The sequence below is a fragment of the Rhodococcus sp. OK519 genome, from assembly GCF_003051005.1.
GTDB lineage: Bacteria > Actinomycetota > Actinomycetes > Mycobacteriales > Mycobacteriaceae > Prescottella.
Map to the genome: position 1 here is coordinate 183,702 of NZ_QAOW01000007.1, position 20,486 is coordinate 204,187.

Annotated in this window: 21 protein-coding genes; 13 read left to right on the top strand and 8 right to left on the bottom strand. The window is 67.7% G+C overall.

Translation table 11 applies throughout. The features are described from left to right. Nucleotides 1-95: 95 nt before the first annotated feature. Nucleotides 96-977, top strand: coding sequence for a TIGR03619 family F420-dependent LLM class oxidoreductase (locus C8K36_RS18300; RefSeq protein ID WP_107985943.1), 882 nt, complete (start codon nucleotides 96-98; stop codon nucleotides 975-977). Between the two features lie 60 nt (nucleotides 978-1,037). Further along, complete coding sequence (locus C8K36_RS18305) at nucleotides 1,038-1,523, top strand: nuclear transport factor 2 family protein (RefSeq protein WP_107985944.1); 486 nt, start codon at nucleotides 1,038-1,040, stop codon at nucleotides 1,521-1,523. A 180-nt stretch (nucleotides 1,524-1,703) separates the two neighbouring features. Here the strand turns inward: C8K36_RS18305 and C8K36_RS18310 are convergent, their stop codons facing one another. Further along, nucleotides 1,704-3,323, bottom strand: coding sequence for an acyl-CoA synthetase (locus C8K36_RS18310; RefSeq protein ID WP_107985945.1), 1,620 nt, complete (start codon nucleotides 3,321-3,323; stop codon nucleotides 1,704-1,706). A gap of 272 nt (nucleotides 3,324-3,595) precedes the next feature. On the opposite strand from C8K36_RS18310, the gene C8K36_RS18315 reads away from it, so the two are divergent. From C8K36_RS18315 to C8K36_RS18330, 4 genes are all read left to right on the top strand, one after another. Then, entirely contained in the window at nucleotides 3,596-4,537 is a 942-nt protein-coding gene (locus C8K36_RS18315; protein ID WP_107985946.1) for a 3-oxoacyl-ACP reductase, read from the top strand. A gap of 19 nt (nucleotides 4,538-4,556) precedes the next feature. Next, a complete protein-coding gene (locus C8K36_RS18320; protein WP_107985947.1) occupies nucleotides 4,557-5,309 on the top strand; it encodes an SDR family NAD(P)-dependent oxidoreductase in 753 nt (250 codons plus the stop codon). 119 nt (nucleotides 5,310-5,428) lie between these two features. Next, nucleotides 5,429-7,084 (top strand): GMC family oxidoreductase N-terminal domain-containing protein, encoded by a 1,656-nt coding sequence (locus C8K36_RS18325; protein WP_107985948.1) that lies wholly within the window; start codon nucleotides 5,429-5,431, stop codon nucleotides 7,082-7,084. A 130-nt stretch (nucleotides 7,085-7,214) separates the two neighbouring features. Continuing rightward, nucleotides 7,215-7,997: a VOC family protein gene (locus tag C8K36_RS18330; protein WP_107985949.1), complete on the top strand. Its 783-nt coding sequence runs from the start codon at nucleotides 7,215-7,217 to the stop codon at nucleotides 7,995-7,997. 6 nt (nucleotides 7,998-8,003) lie between these two features. Here C8K36_RS18330 and C8K36_RS18335 read toward each other — a convergent pair whose 3' ends face one another. After that, nucleotides 8,004-8,918, bottom strand: coding sequence for an amidohydrolase family protein (locus C8K36_RS18335; protein ID WP_107985950.1), 915 nt, complete (start codon nucleotides 8,916-8,918; stop codon nucleotides 8,004-8,006). 165 nt (nucleotides 8,919-9,083) lie between these two features. Between C8K36_RS18335 and C8K36_RS18340 the strand changes: the two genes are divergently transcribed. Then, nucleotides 9,084-10,223 carry an NADH:flavin oxidoreductase gene (locus C8K36_RS18340; RefSeq protein ID WP_107985951.1) on the top strand — a complete coding sequence of 380 codons (1,140 nt, stop codon included), beginning with the start codon at nucleotides 9,084-9,086 and terminating at the stop codon, nucleotides 10,221-10,223. A 114-nt stretch (nucleotides 10,224-10,337) separates the two neighbouring features. Then, nucleotides 10,338-10,781 (top strand): hypothetical protein, encoded by a 444-nt coding sequence (locus C8K36_RS18345; protein ID WP_107985952.1) that lies wholly within the window; start codon nucleotides 10,338-10,340, stop codon nucleotides 10,779-10,781. Between the two features lies 1 nt (nucleotide 10,782). Here the strand turns inward: C8K36_RS18345 and C8K36_RS18350 are convergent, their stop codons facing one another. Further along, the gene (locus C8K36_RS18350) at nucleotides 10,783-11,328 is read right to left on the bottom strand and encodes a ribonuclease H family protein (RefSeq protein WP_107985953.1); all 546 of its coding nucleotides are present in this window, start codon (nucleotides 11,326-11,328) and stop codon (nucleotides 10,783-10,785) included. 73 nt (nucleotides 11,329-11,401) lie between these two features. Between C8K36_RS18350 and C8K36_RS18355 the strand changes: the two genes are divergently transcribed. Further along, on the top strand, nucleotides 11,402-12,334 hold the full coding sequence (locus C8K36_RS18355) for a DNA-3-methyladenine glycosylase family protein (RefSeq protein WP_107985954.1): 933 nt from the start codon (nucleotides 11,402-11,404) through the stop codon (nucleotides 12,332-12,334). Between the two features lie 116 nt (nucleotides 12,335-12,450). Here the strand turns inward: C8K36_RS18355 and C8K36_RS18360 are convergent, their stop codons facing one another. The 3 genes from C8K36_RS18360 to C8K36_RS18370 are packed head-to-tail and all read right to left on the bottom strand — an operon-like array spanning nucleotide 12,451 to nucleotide 15,447. Continuing rightward, nucleotides 12,451-13,248 carry an SDR family NAD(P)-dependent oxidoreductase gene (locus C8K36_RS18360; RefSeq protein WP_107985955.1) on the bottom strand — a complete coding sequence of 266 codons (798 nt, stop codon included), beginning with the start codon at nucleotides 13,246-13,248 and terminating at the stop codon, nucleotides 12,451-12,453. Further along, nucleotides 13,241-14,284 carry an alcohol dehydrogenase catalytic domain-containing protein gene (locus C8K36_RS18365; protein ID WP_107985956.1) on the bottom strand — a complete coding sequence of 348 codons (1,044 nt, stop codon included), beginning with the start codon at nucleotides 14,282-14,284 and terminating at the stop codon, nucleotides 13,241-13,243. Before C8K36_RS18365 ends, C8K36_RS18360 begins: the two co-directional genes overlap by 8 nt. Further along, nucleotides 14,281-15,447: an LLM class flavin-dependent oxidoreductase gene (locus C8K36_RS18370; protein ID WP_107985957.1), complete on the bottom strand. Its 1,167-nt coding sequence runs from the start codon at nucleotides 15,445-15,447 to the stop codon at nucleotides 14,281-14,283. Before C8K36_RS18370 ends, C8K36_RS18365 begins: the two co-directional genes overlap by 4 nt. A 132-nt stretch (nucleotides 15,448-15,579) precedes the next feature. Here C8K36_RS18370 and C8K36_RS18375 point away from each other — a divergent pair, with 132 nt between their 5' ends. Beyond that, nucleotides 15,580-16,353 (top strand): LuxR C-terminal-related transcriptional regulator, encoded by a 774-nt coding sequence (locus C8K36_RS18375; RefSeq protein WP_181319627.1) that lies wholly within the window; start codon nucleotides 15,580-15,582, stop codon nucleotides 16,351-16,353. Here the strand turns inward: C8K36_RS18375 and fabG are convergent. Both fabG and C8K36_RS18385 read right to left on the bottom strand, forming a co-directional pair. Then, entirely contained in the window at nucleotides 16,326-17,087 is a 762-nt protein-coding gene (fabG, locus tag C8K36_RS18380) for a 3-oxoacyl-ACP reductase FabG (RefSeq protein WP_107985958.1), read from the bottom strand. The two genes, C8K36_RS18375 and fabG, sit on opposite strands and share 28 nt — an antisense overlap. 58 nt (nucleotides 17,088-17,145) lie before the next feature. Then, on the bottom strand, nucleotides 17,146-17,604 hold the full coding sequence (locus C8K36_RS18385; protein WP_107985959.1) for a hypothetical protein: 459 nt from the start codon (nucleotides 17,602-17,604) through the stop codon (nucleotides 17,146-17,148). 96 nt (nucleotides 17,605-17,700) lie between these two features. Between C8K36_RS18385 and C8K36_RS18390 the strand changes: the two genes are divergently transcribed. From C8K36_RS18390 to C8K36_RS18400, 3 genes are all read left to right on the top strand, one after another. Continuing rightward, nucleotides 17,701-18,231 carry a hypothetical protein gene (locus C8K36_RS18390; protein WP_107985960.1) on the top strand — a complete coding sequence of 177 codons (531 nt, stop codon included), beginning with the start codon at nucleotides 17,701-17,703 and terminating at the stop codon, nucleotides 18,229-18,231. A 170-nt stretch (nucleotides 18,232-18,401) separates the two neighbouring features. Then, the gene (locus C8K36_RS18395) at nucleotides 18,402-19,838 is read left to right on the top strand and encodes a coniferyl aldehyde dehydrogenase (RefSeq protein WP_107985961.1); all 1,437 of its coding nucleotides are present in this window, start codon (nucleotides 18,402-18,404) and stop codon (nucleotides 19,836-19,838) included. Nucleotides 19,839-19,905: 67 nt separating this feature from the next. Beyond that, a complete protein-coding gene (locus C8K36_RS18400) occupies nucleotides 19,906-20,358 on the top strand; it encodes a nuclear transport factor 2 family protein (protein WP_107985962.1) in 453 nt (150 codons plus the stop codon). Nucleotides 20,359-20,486 lie beyond the last annotated feature (128 nt).

Sequence of the window (20,486 nt, forward strand, 5' to 3'; positions counted from 1 at the left end):
GATCAGACTCCCGGTGACCGGAAAATCGGGGGTACTGCCTCACCCACTCCGGTAGAACGAAGCGACACCGGCCGACCAGCAACGGAGCTGTAGGGATGCACATCGGAATCGTCTCCCCAGTCGTGGTCCTGCACCCCGACGCCCACTCCGCGTGGGAGCGCGACGCCCGGATCGAAGACCTCGCGCTGATCGCGGAAACCGCCGACAGGCTCGGCTACCACCACCTGACTTGCAGCGAACACGTCGCGGTCCCGGTGGAGGTGGCCCGCGCCCGCGGCGGCACGTACTGGGACCCGCTCGCGACGCTGGGCTACCTTGCGGCGCGGACCACCTCGATCCGGCTCGCCACCCAGGTACTCGTGCTCGGCTACCACCACCCGCTCGAGATCGCCAAGCGCTACGGCACCCTCGACGTCGTGAGCGGCGGCCGGCTGATCCTCGGCCTGGGCGTGGGAACGCTGAAGGAAGAGTTCGATCTGCTGGACGCGCCTTTCGAGGACCGCGGCGCTCGCGCCGACGACGCCCTGGCCGCATTGCGCGCCTCGCTCTCGCGCAGCGAGCCCGAGTACCACGGCGCCTACTACGACTTCGAGGGTTTACTGGTCGAACCGCACGCCGTGCAGGACCGGGTGCCGCTGTGGATCGGCGGCCGCACGATGCGGTCGCTGCGCCGCGCCATCACGCACGGCGACGGCTGGGCACCGTTCGGGCTGAGCGTCGACGAGCTCCGTGGCATGCTCGAAAAGGTCGACATTCCAGAGCATTTCGATCTCGTTCTGGGCGCGGGTGCACCCCTCGACCCGCTGGGCGCACGCGAGCGGACGATCCGAGCACTCGAACGTCGGCGCGAGGCCGGAGCCACGATCGCCAGCGCATCCGTCGCTGCGACCTCGGGCACGCACTACCGCGATCAGCTGGAGTCGCTCCACGAGCTGGGACTCGAGCTCGGCATCGAGTTCGATACCGCGGGCCGTTGACATAGATCTGCAGGACAACACGTTTCACCAGATAGCTGGACAAACATTGAAGGAGATCCGATGACCGATACTGCCGCGCTCGTCCAGTCGCTTCTCGAGCGAGTCGAACTGCTCGAGGACAAGCTCGCGATCCAGGAGCTCATCACCGCGTACGGTCCGGCCGTCGACGCCGGCAACGCCGACAAGGTGGGCGCCCTGTGGGCCGAGGATGCGGTGTACGACATCGACATCCGCAACATGAACGGCCGCGCGGAGATCATGGAGATGGTCCGTACCAGCCCGCACCAGGACTACATCAAGAACGGCTGCGGCCACCTTCTCGATCCGATCAACATCGTGGTCGACGGCGACACTGCGATCGCCACGTGTCACTCACAGTTGCTGCTGCGCAACCCGAACGAGGATTCGTTCCGCGTCTGGCGCGTCACCGCGAACCGCTTCGATCTCGCCAAGATCGAGGGTAAGTGGCAGATCAAGCGCCGCACGTCGCGTGTCCTCGACGGCAACCCCGAGGCACCCGAACTGCTCGGTCGCGCCGGCAGCTGATCGGCTCGCACGACGACGAACGGCCCGCTTCCCACCCCAGGGGAAGGCGGGCCGTTTCGCGCGATGAGGCAGAAGAGTAGAACGTATTCTCGTCTGAAACCGGACAACCGGGAAGATCGTTCCAGAACGCGAAGAGGCCCGGGCCGCGCACTGGCGCGGCCCGGGCCTCCGACGTCGGAACTATTCGCTCGCGGCTTCGAGAGTCGCCTTCGCCCAACGGTAGTCGGCCTTGCCCGCCGGCGACCGGACGACCTCGGGGACCACGACGAGGGTGCGCGGCACCTTGTAGCCGGCGATCTGGGTCCGGCAGTGCGCGATCACCTCGTCCTCGTCGAGATCGTCGATGCCCTCACGGGCCGAGATGACGGCCGACACCCGCTGGCCGTACATGGGATCCGGGATCCCGGCGACGAGCGCGTCGAGCACGTCGGGATGGCCCTTGAGAGCCTCCTCGACCTCCTCGGCGTACACCTTCTCGCCGCCGGTGTTGATGCACGACGAGCCGCGGCCGAGCACGATGATGGTGCCGTCCGCCTCGACGCGTGCGAGGTCGCCGAGCACGGACAGTCGCACGCCGTCGACGACCGGGAACGTTGCGGCGGTCTTCTCGGGGTCGCCGTAGTAGCCGAGCGGCACGTGTCCGGCGCGGGCGAGGTAGCCGACGTTGTCCGAGCCGGGCTCGATGGTGGAGAAGTCGGTGTCGACCACGCGGGCCTTGGGCGACGGCGGCATCCGCAGCAGGCCGTCCTCGTCCTTCTTGAGTTCGCCGTCGTTGCCGGACTCCGACGAACCGAACGCGTCGCGCAGGTAGACGTTCGGCATCAGCTTGTTGAGCTTCCCGCGGACACTCGCGGACCACAGCGCGCCGCCGGAACCGATGATCCACAGCGAGCTCAGGTCGAACCGCTCACCGTGTGCCTCGATCGCGTCGGCGAGCGGACGGGCGATGGCGTCTCCGACCACCATGACGGTGTTGATCTTGTGCTGGTCGACCAGCTCGAGCGCCTCGACCGCGTCGTACTTGGGCATGAGGACCTGCTTGGAGCCCATGAACATGCAGGTGAAGAGCGAGTACGACGCGGCGCCGTGCATCAGCGGCGCGGTGACCAGGTAGGTCATCGCGAACTGGTTCGCGGCCGCGGCGGCACCGAGCTCGGCGGGCGAGAGGATGGGGTCGCCGCCCATGATGGCGCCGCCGGCGAGGGCGGCGTGGTAGAAGTCCTCGTGCCGCCACATCACGCCCTTGGGCATGCCCGTGGTGCCACCGGTGTAGATGACGTACAAGTCGTCACCACTGCGCTCCGGGAAGTCCCGCGCGGAGGGCTGCTCGGCGGAGGCCTTGTGGTAGTCGACGAGCGAAACATCGGCGGCAGCCGCGGCTTCCGACAGCGCCGGACCGGCCGGCTCGCCGATGAGCACGATGCGCTTCAGGCCGGGGCACTTGGGCAGTACGTCGGCGATGACGTCGCTGAACTCGCCGTCCGCGATCACCGTGGCCAGCTTGGCGTCGTTGTAGAGGTAGGTGAGTTCGGCGTCGACGTAGCGGAAGTTGACGTTGACCGGGACGGCGCGGACCTTCAGGCAACCCAGCAGCGACTCGACGAACTCGAGACTGTTGCGCGCGTGCAGACCGACATGGTCACCCGGCTGCACACCTTCCGCCGCGAGGTGGTGGGCGATACGGTTCGCGGCGGCATCGAACTCGGCGAACGTCCGCGATTCGGATCCGCACACGAGCGCGACCTTGTCCGGCACCGCATCGATCACAGCTTCGGTCAGATCCGCGAGGTTGAGAGACATGGCCAGCCCTTCGAGAGAATCGCACACAGCAGAGTGCGTTCTACCACATAACATGCCCCCGTGTGCCAGGGGTCACAGCACCTGCGAGTAGAACATATTTCGATAAATCGATCAATAGCTGCGGAGATCATTGGCGGTTCTTCCGGCGAGACCAGGGAACCTGCTGCACGATGGGCAGATACAGTCGGCGACGAATACATCGCGGACCCTTGTGCCAGAACTAGAATGAATACTAGTTTGGTGGTCATTGCACTGAAGGTTAGGAGCCTGACATGGACGAATCCCTGAGCTTGGCCGGTCGTACGGCCATCGTCACCGGCGCCGGAGCCGGCCTCGGCCGCTCCGAGGCGCTCGCGCTGGCCGAGGCCGGCGCCGCGGTTGTCGTCAACGACATGGGCTCCGCGGCCCACGACGTCGTCGACGAGATCAAGGCCGCCGGCGGACAGGCGCTCGCCATCACCGGCGACGTCTCCGACTGGTCGCTCGGCGGACGCATGATCGAGGAGGCCGTCGCGAACTTCGGTTCGATGGACATCCTCGTCAACAACGCGGGCATCCTGCGCGACAAGATGATCTTCAACCTGTCCGAGTCGGACTGGGACGACGTCATCCGCGTGCACCTCAAGGGCCACGCCGCGACGTCGCACGCCGCTGCCGTGCACTGGCGCCAGGCGAGCAAGGACGCGGGCGGACCGATCTTCGGTCGCGTGATCAACACGTCGTCCGAGGCCTTCCTGTTCGGCTCGGCCGGACAGCCCAACTACTCGGCAGCCAAGGCCGGCATCACCGCGCTGACGCTGTCGACCGCGGCCGGCCTGTCCCGCTACGGCGTGCGCGCCAACGCGATCTGCCCCCGCGCCCGGACCGCCATGACGGCAGACGCGTTCGGCACCGAGAACACCACCGGCGCCCAGGGCCTCGACCCGCTGGCACCCGAGCGCGTCGGCACGCTGGTCCGCTACCTCGCGTCGCCCGCGTCGGACGAGATCAACGGCCAGGTGTTCGTCGTGTACGGCAAGATGGTCGCGCTCATGGCCGCACCGAAGGTCGAGAATCGTTTCGACGCAGCCGGTTCCGAGTTCTCCATCGAGGAGCTCGCTGGCCAGATGACGCCGTACTTCTCGGGCCGTGGCCCGTACGAGACCTACGCCGCCTACAGCGTCGCGGGTCTCGAGAAGATCGCCCTGGCCACCGACGCGCCTGCCGGCGTCTGATCGGGACCGGGGGTTCGAGATGAGGCTTCAGGGCAAGGTTGCGATCGTCACCGGCGGTGCCGGCGGCATCGGGCGCGCGATCACACGAGTGTTCTCCCGCGAGGGCGCCAAGGTGCTGTTCGTCGACATCAGCGACGACAACGGCTTCGCGCTCGAGAAGGAGATCGCGGAGGCCGGCGGTGAGGCGAAGTTCCTCAACGTCGACATCTCGCAGGCGGATTCGGCCACCGCGATCCGCGACGCCGCGGTCGCGGCGTTCGGTCGGATCGACATCCTGGTGAACAACGCTCACGCGTCCCGCCAGGCGCCGCTCCTCGAGCAGACGCAGGAGATGTTCGACATCTCGTTCGGCACCGGGTTCTACCCGACGCTGCACCTGATGCTGGCCTGCCACCCGCAGCTCAAGGAATCTCAGGGCTCGATCATCAACTTCGGGTCCAGCTCGGGCCTCGAGGGAATGCCGACCCAGGGTTCGTACGCGGCGGCCAAGGAAGCGATTCGTGGCATCAGCCGGGTGGCCGCCAACGAGTGGGCCGCGGACCAGATCCGGGTGAATGTGCTGTGCCCCTTCGCTGCGACCGAGGGCGTCGTGGCATGGCAGAAGGCGTTTCCGGAGCGCGCCGCAGCGTCGATCGCGAAGGTTCCGCTGCAGCGGATCGGCGATCCCGAGACCGATATCGCGCCGATCGCACTGTTCCTGGCGAGCGACGACTCGAAGTACATGACGGGTCAGACCGTCATGGCGGACGGTGGCAGCGTCAAGCTGCGCTGATTCTGTCCGAGGTGTACCAATTTTCCGGTACTGCCTCGTAACCTCCTCTGTCGGCGGTATAAAGCCTGGCAGCCCACTGTGAAGCGGGCCACCTACCAAACCGCCGACAGAGGAGTTCCATGACCGATAGCCGGGCGAACAGAAGCGACGCGACTCGGGGGGTTGCGTCCGTCTCACGCCGACGATTCATTGCCGGGACGGGTGTGACCGCGGGAGCCCTGCTGCTCTCGTCGATGTCCACGTCCGCCTCCGCCTCCCCCCGTCGAGCAGTCGCCGACGGCGACCGTCTCCCGGCACTCGTCATCGGCAGCGGCTACGGCGGCGCGGTCGCCGCACTGCGCCTCACCCAGGCGGGGATTCAGACCCACATCGTCGAGATGGGCCGCAGCTGGGACACTCCCGGCCCCGACGGCAAGATCTTCTGCGGGATGCTCAATCCCGACAAGCGCTCGACGTGGCTGTCCAACAAGACGGATCAGCCGGTCAGCAAGTTCATCGGTATCGGCATCAACAAGGACATCGACAAGTACACCGGTGTGCTGGATTCCGAGCGGTTCTCCGGCATCCGGGTGTACCAGGGTCGCGGCGTCGGCGGCGGTTCGCTCGTCAACGGTGGCATGGCGGTCACCCCGAAGCGCAACTACTTCGAGGAGATCCTGCCCTCGGTCGATGCGAACGAGATGTACACCAAGTTCTTCCCGCGCGCGAACACCGGCCTGGGCGTCAACAACATCGACCAGGCCTGGTTCGAGTCCACCGAGTGGTACAAGTTCGCCCGCACCGGCCGCAAGACGGCCCAGCGGTCCGGCTTCGACACCGTCTTCGTGCCGAACGTCTACGACTTCGAGTACATGAAGAAGGAAGCCGCGGGACAGGTCACCAAGTCGGGTCTCGGCGGCGAGGTCATCTACGGCAACAACGCGGGCAAGAAGTCGCTCGACAAGACCTACCTGGCGCAGGCCGCGGCTACCGGCAAGCTCACCATCACGACGCTGCACCAGGTCACCAAGGTCGCTCCGGCGTCCGGCGGCGGCTACAGCGTCACGATGGACCAGATCGACGAGCAGGGCAACAAGATCGCGACCAAGGTCGTGACCGCGGACCGCGTGTTCTTCGCAGCCGGCAGCGTCGGCACCAGCAAGCTGCTGGTCTCGATGAAGGCGCAGGGCCACCTGCCCAACCTGTCGTCGCAGATCGGTGAGGGCTGGGGCAACAACGGCAACGTGATGGTCGGCCGCGCCAACCACATGTGGGACGCGACAGGCTCCAAGCAAGCGACGATCCCGACGATGGGCATCGACAACTGGGCCGATCCCAATGCGCCCATCTTCGCCGAGATCGCTCCGCTCCCCGCGGGCCTCGAGACGTACATCAGCCTGTACCTGGCGATCACGAAGAATCCGAACCGTGCTCGGTTCCAGTTCAATTCGGGCACCGGCAAGGTCGATCTGTCGTGGACGGTGTCGCAGAACCAGGTCGGCATCGACATGGCCAAGAAGGTCTTCGACAAGATCAACAAGAAGGAAGGCACGATCTACCGGACCGACCTGTTCGGGACGTACAAGACGTGGGGCGACGACTTCACGTACCACCCGCTGGGCGGCGCGCTGCTGAACAAGGCGACCGACAACTTCGGGCGTCTGCCCGAGTACCCCGGCCTGTACGTCGTGGACGGCTCGCTCGTGCCCGGCAACGTCGGCGTCAACCCGTTCGTCACGATCACCGCGCTGGCGGAGCGCAACATGGAGAAGATCATCTCGACCGACCTCCAGTGAGCGCCCCTGCCCGTGTCCCCGCGCAGCCTCGCCGGGGACGCGGGCAGGTCGCTGTCTGCGATAGCCTTTTCTCGAACGATCCCACTCGACCACGTCGTGAACGCGTCGAAACGGATGAGAGGACATCGCGATGTCTACACGTTCGAACTACGCCGAGGGCACACCCAGTTGGGTGGATCTGCAGACCTCGGATCAGGCCGAGGCGAAAGCCTTCTACACCGCACTGTTCGGTTGGTCGTACGACGACCGGCCGATGCTCGACGACGTGGTGTATTCCGTTGCGACACTGCGCGGCGAGCAAGTCGCGGCCATAGCGCCACTACCTGCGGGCGCCCCGCCCGCAGACACACCCCCCACGTGGAACACCTTCCTGTCGGTGGACGACGCCGACGCGTCGGCAGGCAAGGTCGAGTCGGCGGGCGGGCAGCTGGTCCTCCCGGCGTTCGATGTCGGGGATGCCGGGCGGATGGCGTTCGTGGCCGACCCCTCGGGTGCCCAGGTCGGGCTGTGGCAGGCGCGCTCGCACGTCGGCGCGACGCTGGTGAACGAACCGGGTGCGCTGATCTGGAACGAACTGATCACCGACGATGCGTCATCGTCGCTCGCCTTCTACTCGGCCGTGGTGGGCCTGGGCAGCGCCGTCATGCCGATGCCCGACGGCGAGTACACCGTGCTGCAGGTCGGCGGGGACGGAGTGGGCGGGTGCATCGCCCCACCGCGCCCCGACGTCCCCAATCACTGGCACGTGTACTTCTGCACCGAGGACGCCGACGCGACCGTCGCCAAAGCTGCGGCGGAGGGCGGGGCGCTGATGGCTGATCCGTTCGACATGGCGACGGTAGGCAGGATGGCCGTGCTCGCCGACCCGCAGGGCGCGGTGTTCAGCATCATGCAGCCGGAAACGCCGTCGTGACCGCCGTCAGATCCCGAACAGGCGCACCGCGTTCTCGTGGACCACGCCGCGCACCCAGTCGTCACCCAGATCGAAACGCGTGAGTGCCTCGAGCGCATCGAGATACGAATACGGGATGTTGGGGTAGTCGCTGCCGAACAGGATGCGGTCTCCGAGGTCGCGCAGGCGCGGAATCTCGTGGCGCGGGAACGGGATCTGCGCTTCCGTGAAGTCGGTGAACGCCATCGTCGTGTCCAGTTGGACCAGTGGGTACCGGTCCGCGAGGTCGAGGAACTCGACGTACTCGGGCATACCCATGTGCGCGACGATCAGCGCGAGCCGCGGGTGCCGCGCGAGCAGGGTCGCGATGCGGTCCGGGCCGGTGTACCTGCCCGGCGCGGGTCCGGAACCGCAGTGGATGACGATCGGGGTGCCGCTGTCCTCGAGCAGTCCCCACACCGGGTCGAGAAGCGGATCGTCGGGGGCGTAGTCGCCCACCTGGATGTGGGACTTGAACACCCGGACACCGGCGTCGAGCGCCGACGCGACGTACTGCGGAGCCGACGGCTCCGGATAGAAGGTGGCCGTGTGCAGGCAGTCCGGGGTGCGCGCCGCGAAGTCTGCCGCCCACTGGTTGAGCCAGGCCGCCATGTCCGGCTTGTGCGGATAAAGCATCGACGTGAATCGGCCGACCCCGAACGCCCGCAGGTGCGCGACTCGCGCGTCCTCCTCCATCCGATAACGGATCGGCCATTCCCGGCCCGTGAGCGGGCCTGCCGAGTCGAAGTACGCCCACACCTTGTCCATCACGTTCTTGGGCATGAAGTGGGTGTGCACGTCGATCAGCGTGGACAGTCCCAACGCCTCACGGAAGGCGACCACACCGGCCGCCTCGGACTCCCGGTCGAGCTCCGTCCCCACCACCGATTCACACACGGACATGCCCCTCTCGATTCGGGTGGCCCGAGTGGCCCCGAGCACACGAGCCGACCCTAGTCCCGGCACGTTTGCGCTGAGTGAGACCCCGGTTTGACGGTTCCGGAAACTGCCTGAAACGCTACCTAGCAATTGCTTGGTTTACGACGATCCCGAAAAGGCGCCGACGATATGACCTCTTCATCTCCCCTGTTCCAGCCGCTGAAGGTGCGCTCGCTCGAGTTGGCCAACCGCATCGTCATGTCGCCGATGACGCGGTCGTACTCGATCGACGGTGTGCCGGGCGACGACGTGGCCGGGTACTACCGCCGCCGCGCCGAGGGCGGCACGGGCCTGATCGTCACCGAGGGCGTTGCCATCGACCACCCGACCGCGGTGGACAACTCGCGCGTCCCCCGCCTGTTCGGTGACGAGGCCCTCGCGGGCTGGCGCAAGGTCGTCGAGGGCGTGCACGCGGCCGGCGGCAAGATCATTCCGCAGCTGTGGCACGTGGGCCCGCTGTGGGGCGCAATGGGCAAGGTCGACCCCGACCTCAAGCCGATGCGCCCGTCCGGCGAGTGGGGCCCGCTCGGCGTCACGTCGTACCCGGAGTCGTACACCTCGTGGGTCCAGCAGGCCACCGAGGCGATGACCGAGCAGGACATCCAGGACGTCATCTCGGCGTTCGTGCGCGCGGCCCGCAACGCGGTCGACGTCGGCTTCGACGGCATCGCCCTGCACGGCGGCCACGGCTACCTGCTCGACTCGTTCCTGTGGGCAGGCACCAATAAGCGTGACGACGAGTGGGGTGGTGACCTCGAGCGTCGCACCCGCTTCCCCGTCGCCGTCGTCAAGGCGATCCGCGCCGAGATCGGCGAGGATTTCCCGATCTTCTTCCGGTTCTCGCAGCACAAGCAGCAGAACTACACCGCCCGCATCGCCGAGACCCCGGACGAGCTGAAGACGATCCTGGGCGCGCTCGCCGACGCCGGTGTCGACGTCTTCGACGCCAGCATCCGCCGCTTCGACATCCCCGCGTTCGAGGGCAGCGACGTGTCGCTGGCCGGCTGGGCCAAGGAGGTGACGGGCGCGTTCACGATGGCGGTCGGCAGCGTCGGTCTCGGAAAGTCGCTGCGCGACAGCCGGGTCGAGGGCTCCACTCCCGTCGTCGACAACATCCCCGAGCTCGAGAAGCGCATCGGTGGCGGCGAATTCGATCTCATCGCGATCGGCCGCCTGCACCTGGCCGACCCCGCGCTGGCCTCGACGCTGCGCGCCGGTGACCCGCTGCCCGAGTTCGTCCGCGAGGTCCACGAGGGCTCGCTGACGTAGGCCTTCGCTCGACGTGATCTCCTGGTCGCCGCAACACCTCCGCACGAGGAGTTGCGGCGACCAGCTCGTCTGGGCGGCATCGCAGCCCAAACCGACCCCGAAGGACTTGAACTCTTGACGACGTACGACGACGCCGACTGGCACTACGGCGGCGACTTTCCCGACGACCTGCCGAACGAGGCCGGCGCCACCCACATCGGCATGTTCGCCACCTGGTGCCTGCTGACCGGCTTCGCCGGGGAGAGCGTGGAGGACGAGCTCGAGCCGCTCGACTCACGCGAGATCACGCCCGGCGCGTTCCTGATGACGGTGCTCGACGAGAAGTTCGTCAGCGACGATCTCACCGCCGACGGCAACGCCTTCGCCGTCGCGTACTACGCCGGCCAGAACGAGGACTCCCGCTACCTCGACGACTACGTCGACGCGTTCGACACGACCGCGGACGAGATCTACCGGGTCGAGGACAGCTGGGAGACGTACGACGTGATCGCGGAGCGGATCGGCGCCCGCTTCCACGAGTGGATGGACGCCGGGCGGCCGCAGTACGTCGTCGCCTAGCTCAGAACAGCGTGAGCACAGGTTCCGGCCCACGAACGGGGGCCGGGGCCGCCGCCGAGGCGGCCGGAGGGGCCACCTGCGGTGCGAGTCCGCGCCACGGGCGGGCCCGCTCCGGATCGGAGGCGACGGCGCGCGCCGCCTCCCCTGCCAGCTTGTCGGCAACCTCGTTGAAGTGATTTCCGACGTGTCCACGGACCCAGCGGAACCGCACCGGACCGGTGCGTTCGGCGATGGCCCGGTCGATGTCCTGTACCAGTTCGAGGTTCTTGACGGGGCCGCCCGACGCCGTCTTCCAGCCCTTGCGCTTCCACCCGGGCAGCCATTCGGTCGCGCACTTGATGGCGTACTGCGAGTCGGACTCGATGAGCAGCGGTTCGGGGCCGGGATGCGCGACGACCGCTTCGACCAGCGCCCACAACTCCGCAATCTGATTGGTGCCGGCCACCGCACCGCCCGACCGGCTCGGACCCTCGTGATCGACCCACGCCCACCCGATGGCGCCACCGGGATTCTTCAGACACGAACCGTCGGTACTCACGATGATCATGGGTTCGGACAATACGTTGCCGCTACGACAGGCGCCGGACAGGTCCCGGCGCGGCGGCGATAGGCTGCCGGTGATGACCGATACGGCCTCCGAAGTGCAGTTCGAGGTGTCGACGCGACGTCCCGTGGATCTCGCGTCGACACTGTCGCCGCTGCGCCGTGGCCGCTTCGATCCGTGTCACCGCCGCGAACCGGACGGCACCGTCTGGCGTACGTCGCTGCTGCCGTCGGGCGCGGTCACCTACCGTCTCCGGCAGCGCGGCCCCAACGTCGTCGACGCCCGGGCATGGGGTCCCGGCGCGGCGGAACTGGAGACGTACCTGCCCGGCCTCGTCGGGGAGGACGACGCCGAACGCTCGGACGACTTCGCGCCTGCCCACCCGACACTGGCCGAGGCACACCGCCGCTTCCCGAACCTGCGGATCGTGCGGACCGGACGGGTGATGGAGTCACTCGTACCGGCCATCCTCGAGCAACGCGTGCACACCGTTGCCGCCCAGGCGTCGTGGCGTCGGCTCGTCACCGGGTTCGGCACGCCGGCACCGGGGCCCGCACCCGACGGCATGCGAGTCCCACCGAGCGCGGAGGCCTGGCGGCGGATCCCGTCGTGGGAGTTCCACCGTGCCAACGTCGACCCGCGGCGGGCGCAGACCGTCGTCACGTGCGCGCGAGTCGCAGACCGCCTCGAGGAGACCGTCGGGATGGATCACGACGCGGCGTACCGGCGTCTGCGCGCGGTCCCCGGCGTCGGGGAGTGGACGGCGGCCGAGGTGGCCCAGCGCGCGCTCGGCGATGCCGACGCCCTGTCCGTCGGCGACTTCCACCTCGCCGCGATCGTCGGATGGTCCCTGCTCGGACGCCCCCTCGACGACGACGGCATGGTCGAGTACCTCGCCGACCTACGCCCGCACCGCTACCGGGCGATTCGCCTGCTCGAGATCAGCGGGCAGGCCCGCAAGCCCAAGTTCGGGCCGCGCACGCCGATCGTCGACCACACGTGGCACTGAGTGGCCCTGAGTTGTACTGAGTTGTACTGAACTGCCGGGCCTGAGCGCCCACTCCTCGCCCCGATCGACGGGAACCCGCGTGCACGAGGAAAGAGTGGGCGCTCAGGCCGACAGCGCTAGCCGACCAACTTCATGACATCCGGGTAGTTGGAGATCTCCCAGCCGCCGTCGACCATGAGGCTCGCGCCGGTGATGTAGGTGGCGTCGTCGCTGGCGAGGTACAGGCACGGCGCGGCGATCTCGTCCGGCGTCGCGGGCCGGCCCATCGGGATCCGCTCGAGGAAGCCGTTGAGCAGCGGTTCCCAGCCGGTGACGCCGGCAACGAGCGGGGTGTCGACGAGACCGGGCAGCACGGTGTTGACGCGGATGCCGTGCGACGAAAGCTCGAGCGCGGCGTTCTTGCCGAACATCTCGACGCCCGCCTTACCCGTCACATAGGGGCTGCCGCCCATCATCGGCACGTGCGCGTTGAGGGACGCGACGTTGACGATCGCGCCGCCGCGGCCGTTCGTCACCATGTGCCGCGCCTCGTGCTTGGTGCACAGGAACACGCCCTTCTGCACGAGGTCGACGGTGAAGTCCCAGTCGGACTCCTCGAGGTCGAGGATCTTGCCGCCCCGTGCCGCACCGGCCACGTTGAATGCCAGATCGAGGGCACCGAACCGCTCGACCGCGACGGCGACAGCTTCGGCGACCTGATCCTCGACGGTGACGTCGGCGGTCGCGCCGACGAAGCGCTCCCCCAATTCCTTCTCCATCAGGGTGAGCGCCTCGGCCGCGACATCGATGCCGACGACGGACGCACCCTCGCCGACCAGCCGGGTCGCAACGGCGGCACCGATGCCCGACGCCGCGCCGGTGACGACCGCGACCCGCCCGGCGAAGCGCGAACCGTCGAATGTGTTGTCAGACATGAGACACCTCCACGAGAACCTTCATACGACGACCGTCGGACGCCGCCTGGACACCGTCGAGCACGTCCGTCAGCGGGACGCGCTCCACCCACCCGTCGAGCGGATAGGCGCCCGCCGCCATGCGATCGATGACGGAGGCGAATTCCTTGCGCGAGTATGCGAGCGACGACATCAGCCGCATCTCGCCGAACATCAGCGCGTACGTGTTCAGCGGCACCTGCTCCTTGTACGTCGCGAGCAGGACCACCGCGCCCCGCGACCGGACGGCCGTGAGCGCCGTCTGCACCGCGACGCCGACGCCGGCGCACTCGAACACCACGTCCACTCCGGCGCCGTCGGTGCGATCCTGCACCGCGGCAACGGGATCCGTCACGGAGGGATCGATCACGTCGAATCCCAGTGCGGCCGCGACGTTCCGTCTGGTCTCGGACGGTTCGCTGAGCAGGATGCGGTCCACGCCACCGGCGCGCAGGTTCAGCGCGGTCGCGATACCGATGGGCCCGGCACCGAGAATCAGTGCGCTCTGTCCGGCCTCGACGCCCGACAGTTCGACGGCGTGCAGCGTGACGGCCAGCGGTTCGACCACCGCGCCCTGCTCGAGCGAGACCCCGTCCGGCAGCACGTGCACGTTGCCGGCGGGGACAGCGGTGCGCTCGGCGAGACCGCCGCCCGGGGCGTTGATCCCGTGGAACGCGGCCGACGTGCACAGGTGCCGGTGCCCGTCGCGGCAGCGGATGCAGTTGCCACAGTGATAGTTCGGCTGTACCGCGACGCGGTCGCCGACGGCCACGCCGACGACACCGGCGCCCACCTCGCGGACGGTTCCGGAGAACTCGTGGCCGAGGATCTGCGGTCCGCACGCGCCGGTCAGCGGATGCGGGTGCTCGGAGATCCCGAACGAGTGGATCATGCCGAGGTCGGATCCGCAGATCCCGTTGAACGCCACGTCGATCAGGACGTATCCGTCCTTCAGTTCCGGCTCCGGAACGTCGACGACGCGCAGGTCGTCGATGCCGTGCAGGACCGCGGCCCTCATGCCTTGGCCGCCAATTCGTCCTCGTACTTCTTCGTCATGTGTGCGATCGCGGCGTGCTGAGCCTCGTTGTACCCGTCGCGCTTCTGGCCGGCGCGGGCGGCGGCGGCGAGCAGTGGCTGCGACTGGCCCTGGAAGTGCGGGGCCACCTGCTGGGCGATCAGCTCGAACGAGCGCTTCGTCGCGGCCGGGTTGGCCCAGTCGGCGTTCATGATGAGCATCGAGCCGAATCCGCCGGACTGGGCGGCGAGCTTGTCGATCAGCTCCCGCGCCTGTGCCGGGGTGCCGATGATGCCCATGCCGGAGTGGTTCATGTACTTGATCATGTCCTCCATCGCGGCTCCGCCGGAGCCGAAATGCGGGAACGCCGCGACCTTTCCGAAGTAGTCGATCCACTCGCCGAGCCCGAAGCGGACGTCCTCCTGGGCCTGCTCCTCGGTCTCCGCGATGTGCATCGGGCAGACGAGACGCCACTGATCGCGATTCACGGCGGTGCCGTACTCGGCGGCGCGCTCCTCCATGATCCCGAAGTGATGACCGAGCGCGTCGAAGCCCTCGGGGGTGAGGGTCGCGCCGATCGACAGCAGGCCGAGGCCGTGCTTGCCGGCCAGCCGCGGGCCGGTCGGCGATGCCACCCCGGCGACGACGATGTCGAAGCACGGGTGCGAGTAGGGACGCAGCTGTAGCTGGGCGTCGACGAGGGTGTGCGTCTTGGTGGTCGCGGTCACCGACTCGCCGTTCAGCAGACGCACGACGATGTCGAGGTTCTCGTCGAGCAACTCGCGGCACTCGGTGGGGTTGAGGCCGATCATCGCCGAGTCGGTCGGCAGTGAGCCCGGTCCGACGCCGAGCATGACGCGCCCGCGGGTGAGGTGGTCGAGCAGCACCAGGCGGTCGGCCACCCACAGCGGGTTGTGGTAGCTGAGCGAGGTCACGCCGGTGCCGAGCTTGATGCGCTTGGTCCGTTCGGCGGCAGCGGCGATGAAGATCTCGGGGCTGCCGATGATCTCACTGCCCGCGGAGTGGTGCTCGCCGATCCACACCTCGTCGAAGTCGAGGCGGTCCAGGTGCTCGACGAGTTCCAGGTCGCGCTGCAGCGCGACGGTGGGATTCTGTCCGATCGCGTGGTGCGGTGCGATGAATGCGCCGAAACGTAGCCTGCTCATGCGTGTACTCCTCGGGAAATCACTGAAACACAGTCGTCTCCGACGCTAGAATTCGTTTCGCCCTACCGGCAGTGCACTTTGGTGGACAGTTCCCGTGAACCACTACGGCGCACGCCGTTTCGAATCGAGCTGGTGGTGACCGAATTGTCCGACGTCTCGCTGCGCGCCACCGACTACCGGCGCGTGTTCGCGGTGCTCGACCGGTGCGCGGACGTGCGAACGGTGCCCGAGTTCCGCGCCCGGATCGCCGCGGCGATGACCGATGTCTTCCCGGTGCAGGTGGCGACGTGCTTCGTAGGCGACTCGTATGACAGCCAGTTCACGGATCCCGATGCCACGCTCGTCGGCGGATTCGGATGGGACCGCAAACGTCCCGTCTACCAGGAGAAGTGGGCCCGGCACGACGTCTTCGCAACTCCCGAGGCGCGACGCCGGCTCGAGCAGACCCGGGTCGTGTCGCTGGACGATCTGCAGGACCTGCCCGCCGAGTCGGCCGCCTACGTGCGGGACTATCTGGGCGCCTGGGGCATGCGCTCGGTCAACGCGATGCACCTGGACCTGCCCGGCCAGGCGCGGGCGCTCGTGGGCCTCTTCGACTGCGACGACAACGCGCTCGGCGCCCGGGACCTGGCCACGCTGCGCCTGCTGGCCCGGCACCTGTCGGCGCTCACCCGCAACCTCGAGGCGGCACCGCGGCGCGACCTGCTCGCCGCGCTCACCGAACGCCAGCGCGACGTCGCGAGACTGGTCGCGGACGGACTGAGCAACGCGGCGATCGCCCGTCGACTCACACTCACCGAGGACACCGTCAAGAAGTATGTGAGCCGCATCCTCGCGGCCACCGGATGCGCGTCCCGCACCCAGTTGGCCCTCGAGGTTCAGTCCTTCGGGCCGCCCGCCACGTAGATCACCTGTCCCGAGACGAATCCCGCGCCCTCACTGATCAGGAACGACGCGGTGTGCGCGATGTCCTCGGGCAGGCCGACCCGGCGCACCGGAGTCTCCGCGGCGGCGGCGGCCATGAAGTCGTCGAACGAGACACCGAGCCGTTCGGCTGTCGCCGCCGTCATCTCGGTGGCGATGAATCCGGGTGCGATGGCATTCGCGGTGACGCCGAACGGACCCAGTTCGAGGGCGAGCGTCTTGGTGAGCCCCTGTATGCCCGCCTTCGCGGCCGAGTAGTTCACCTGGCCGCGGTTGCCGAGCGCCGAGATGCTCGACAGGTTGACGATCCGCCCCCACTTCTGTTCGACCATGTACTTCTGCGCGGCCCGCGTGAGCAGGAAGGCCCCGCGCAGGTGCACGTTCATCACGGCGTCCCAGTCGTCGACGGACATCTTGAACAGCAGGTTGTCGCGCGTGATGCCGGCGTTGTTCACGACGACGGTCGGGGCGCCCAGTTCGCCGGCGATCCGGTCGACCGAGGCCTCGACGGATGCCTCGTCGGAGACGTCCGCGCCCACGGCAAGCGCGCGGCCACCCGCGTCCCGGATCGCGGACACCGTGGCACCGCACGAGGATTCGTCGAGGTCGAGGACAGCGACGGCGAGACCGTCCGACGCGAGACGCTTGGCGATCGCGGCGCCGATGCCCCGCGCCGCACCCGAGACCACTGCGACCCGCTGGTTGCCGTCCGTCATTGCCGCTTCCTCCCACTGTCCGGTGTCGTCCGTCGGTGAGGCTACGCGGACTGCCGCATCAGGACAGGGAGACCGGTGAGATGGTGGCGACGATCCGGTCGATCGCACCGTTTTCCAGTTCGAACGACTCGACGATCTCGACGGTCATCAGCCGCTGCGGCCCCACACCCGCGTCGAGCAGGTATCGGGTGTGGACGGTGTCACCGGACTCGCTCATCGTCAGATCACGCACTCCCTGGATGACGCGGTACTGGATGCCGTGATCGAGGTCGTTCGCCAACTGCGGCCCGTTGAATCCGGTCTGCAGTCCGGCCTCGACGCGGGTGGCGTCGGGCGTGAACAGCACGGCACTCGCATCGTGGCTGACGAGCGCGTCGATGTAGGCGCGCGCCATCGCTTCGTTCGGGGAGTCGGACGGGTTCGGCGCGGCCGATGCTGCCGCGGGGGTCACGACGGCAACGGCGGCCGCGGCAGCCACGGCGAGGAGGGACAGCGTCGACATCTTCGCTTTGCGCATGCCGCATCGTAGCTAGAACACGTTCCAACTGTCGCGGAATGTGTACGCCCGTTCGGCGCCCTGCGGTGAGCGCCGACCGCGAGTAATACAGAAGACATGGAACGACCTCGCCACGACGACCACCGGAAGCACGCCGAGATCAACCGCGTGCGCTTCCCGCGCAGATGGAAGCAGATCGACGAGACGCGACGCGGCATCGTCCTGGCGTGGCTCGCATTCACGGTCACGTTCGGCGGCGCGCGACTGGTGACGTGGCTGATCCAGATCGACACCCGCGACGTCGGCGACATCTCCGCCGGAGGGACCCACCTGCACCACTACCTCTGGGGCATTCTGATCCTTGCGGGTGTCGCAATCTTCGGGATGGTCGATCGCAGCCCCGGGGCCCGCACCTGGATGGGCCTGGCACTGGGTATCGCACTCGCCCTGATCGTCGACGAGGCCGCACTGCTGATCTCGCTGCGCGACGTCTACTGGCAGACCGAAGGCTGGCCGAGCGTCGCGATCGCGGTGGTTCTCATCGGACTGGGGGGCACGGCCCTCGTGGTCACGCGCAGCGGCGCCGCCCTCGATGAACCCGACGACCCCGGCGACGAGTCCCACCGGGGGGACGGAAGTCCCGACTAGCGAGGTCCCCCGACTCCCCTGCCCGGGGTACCTCCTACCGGGATGGAACTCCCCCGGTCGACCCCTCCTGAGCCGACCAGTGAAGAACACTCCCGGTGGGCGAGACGTCGTGCTGTTACCGCCGACACAGGTCGTTAACTTCGTGACATCGGCAACGACAGGAGTTACCCATGAGTACGGACAGTGCGACGATCACCCGCCTCCCCCAGATCCTCGAGGCCCAGAAACGTGCTGCGTCCGAACAGGGGATCCCGTCGGCAGAGGTGCGTCGCGCCCGGCTGCAGAAGATGATCGACCTGCTGGTTCGCTATCACAAGCCGCTGACCGAGGCGATCGATGCCGACTTCGGCGGGCGCCTCGTCGCGTTCTCGATCATGAACGACATCCTCGGATCGATCACGTCGCTCAAGCACACCCGGGACTCGCTCGATGCCTGGATGCAGAACGAGGAGCGGCCGCCGTACCCGCCGTACGACCAGTTGGGCGCGAAGGCGTACATCCAGTACCAGCCCAAGGGATCGGTCGGCGTCATCGGAACGTGGAATGCTCCGCTGTTCACGCTGCTGAGCCCACTGGCGTGCGCGCTGGGCGCGGGCAACCGCGTCATCCTCAAGCCGTCCGAGGTGGTGCCGCAGACCGCGCAGGTCCTCGCCGACGCCGTCGCGGAGATGTTCGATCCCGCCGAGGTCGCTGTCGTGACCGGCGGACCGGACGTGGCCGACGCCTTCACGTCGCTGCCGTTCGATCATCTCGTCTTCACGGGCAGCACCGAGGTCGGCAAGTTGGTGATGGCCAACGCCGCCAAGAACCTCGTCCCGGTCACCCTCGAACTGGGCGGCAAGTCGCCGACCATCGTCGGTCGCAGCGCCGACCTCGACGACGCGGCCGGCAAGATCGCGATCGCCAAGGCCACCAATTCCGGCCAGATCTGCGTCTCCCCCGACGTCGTGTACGTGCCCCGCGAGGAGCTCGACACGTTCGTGAGCGCGCTCGAGAAGTCGTACGCGTCGCTGCTGCCGTCGATCACCGACAACCCCGATGTCGTTGCGGTCGTGAGCGACCGGCATCTCTCCCGGGTCGAGGCACTGGTCGCCGATGCGCGTGACCGTGGAGCGCTCATCGTCGCGACACCGGTGGACGAGAGCGATCCGGTCGACGGCGACCGCAAGCGGCCCCTGCGCCTGGTGGTCTCCCCGCCGGCCGACTCGAAGATCATGCAGGAAGAGATCTTCGGCCCTGCGATCATCCTGCTGCCGTACGACCAGACCGACGACGTCATCGCCGACATCAACAGCAGACCGAAGCCGTTGGCGCTGTACTACTTCGGAACCGACGCCGTCGAGCAGCAGGCCGTCCTCACCCGCACCTGCTCGGGCGGCGTGACGGTCAACGACATCATGATGCACCCCGGCATGCACGACGCCCCGTTCGGAGGCGTCGGCGCGTCCGGCATGGGCCACTACCACGGCCGCGAGGGCTTCCTCGAATTCAGCCATGCCCGTACGGTTTTCGAGGCTCCCGAGCACGATCCTCGCGGCGAGTGGGGGATGCTGCCGCCGTACGGGGACGGATTCCTGGCCGCGATGGAGGCTCAGGTCACCCCGTAACGGCGACATTGCCGATCAGTGAGAAGTTTCCCTGCCGACCCCCGGGTCGGCAGGGAGAATGCTTCTCATGAGCAGTGAACTCGCAGACCGCCTGGCCCTGTCCGATCTCGTCGCCCAATACGCCATCGCGGTGGATCGCCGTGACGAGTTGGCGCTGATGGCACTCTTCACGGCGGACGCGGAACTGGTGCAACCCACCGGCCTGGTCCGACGCGGCCGCAGCGCGATCCTGACGGGGAACACCGACATCGCCCGGGGCGTCCTCGAGGCCGTGGCGCATCTCCACGTCACCCGGCACGTGGTCAACCAGCAGATCGTCGACCGCTCGGCCGACATCGCCCGCGGCCAGGTCTACGGCGAGGCGCACCACGTGTACGCGACCGAGACCGGTCACCGCGACTACGTCGTGGCGATCCGCTACCAGGACGAATACCTCCGTGCCGACGGGGCCTGGCGGATCGCCCGGCGTGAACTCACCGTCGACTTCACCTACGACATCGAGGCGAAGATCCTGGCCTGAGAACCAAACGCCGTTAGGTTGACCGGCCGGACCCGTCTCCGGCCGCGTCGATGGCGGATAAACGCAGTTCAGCAGCGTTTTGCTGAGCGGAACAATCCTTTTCCGCAGGGCTCCTCCACCCTATAGTT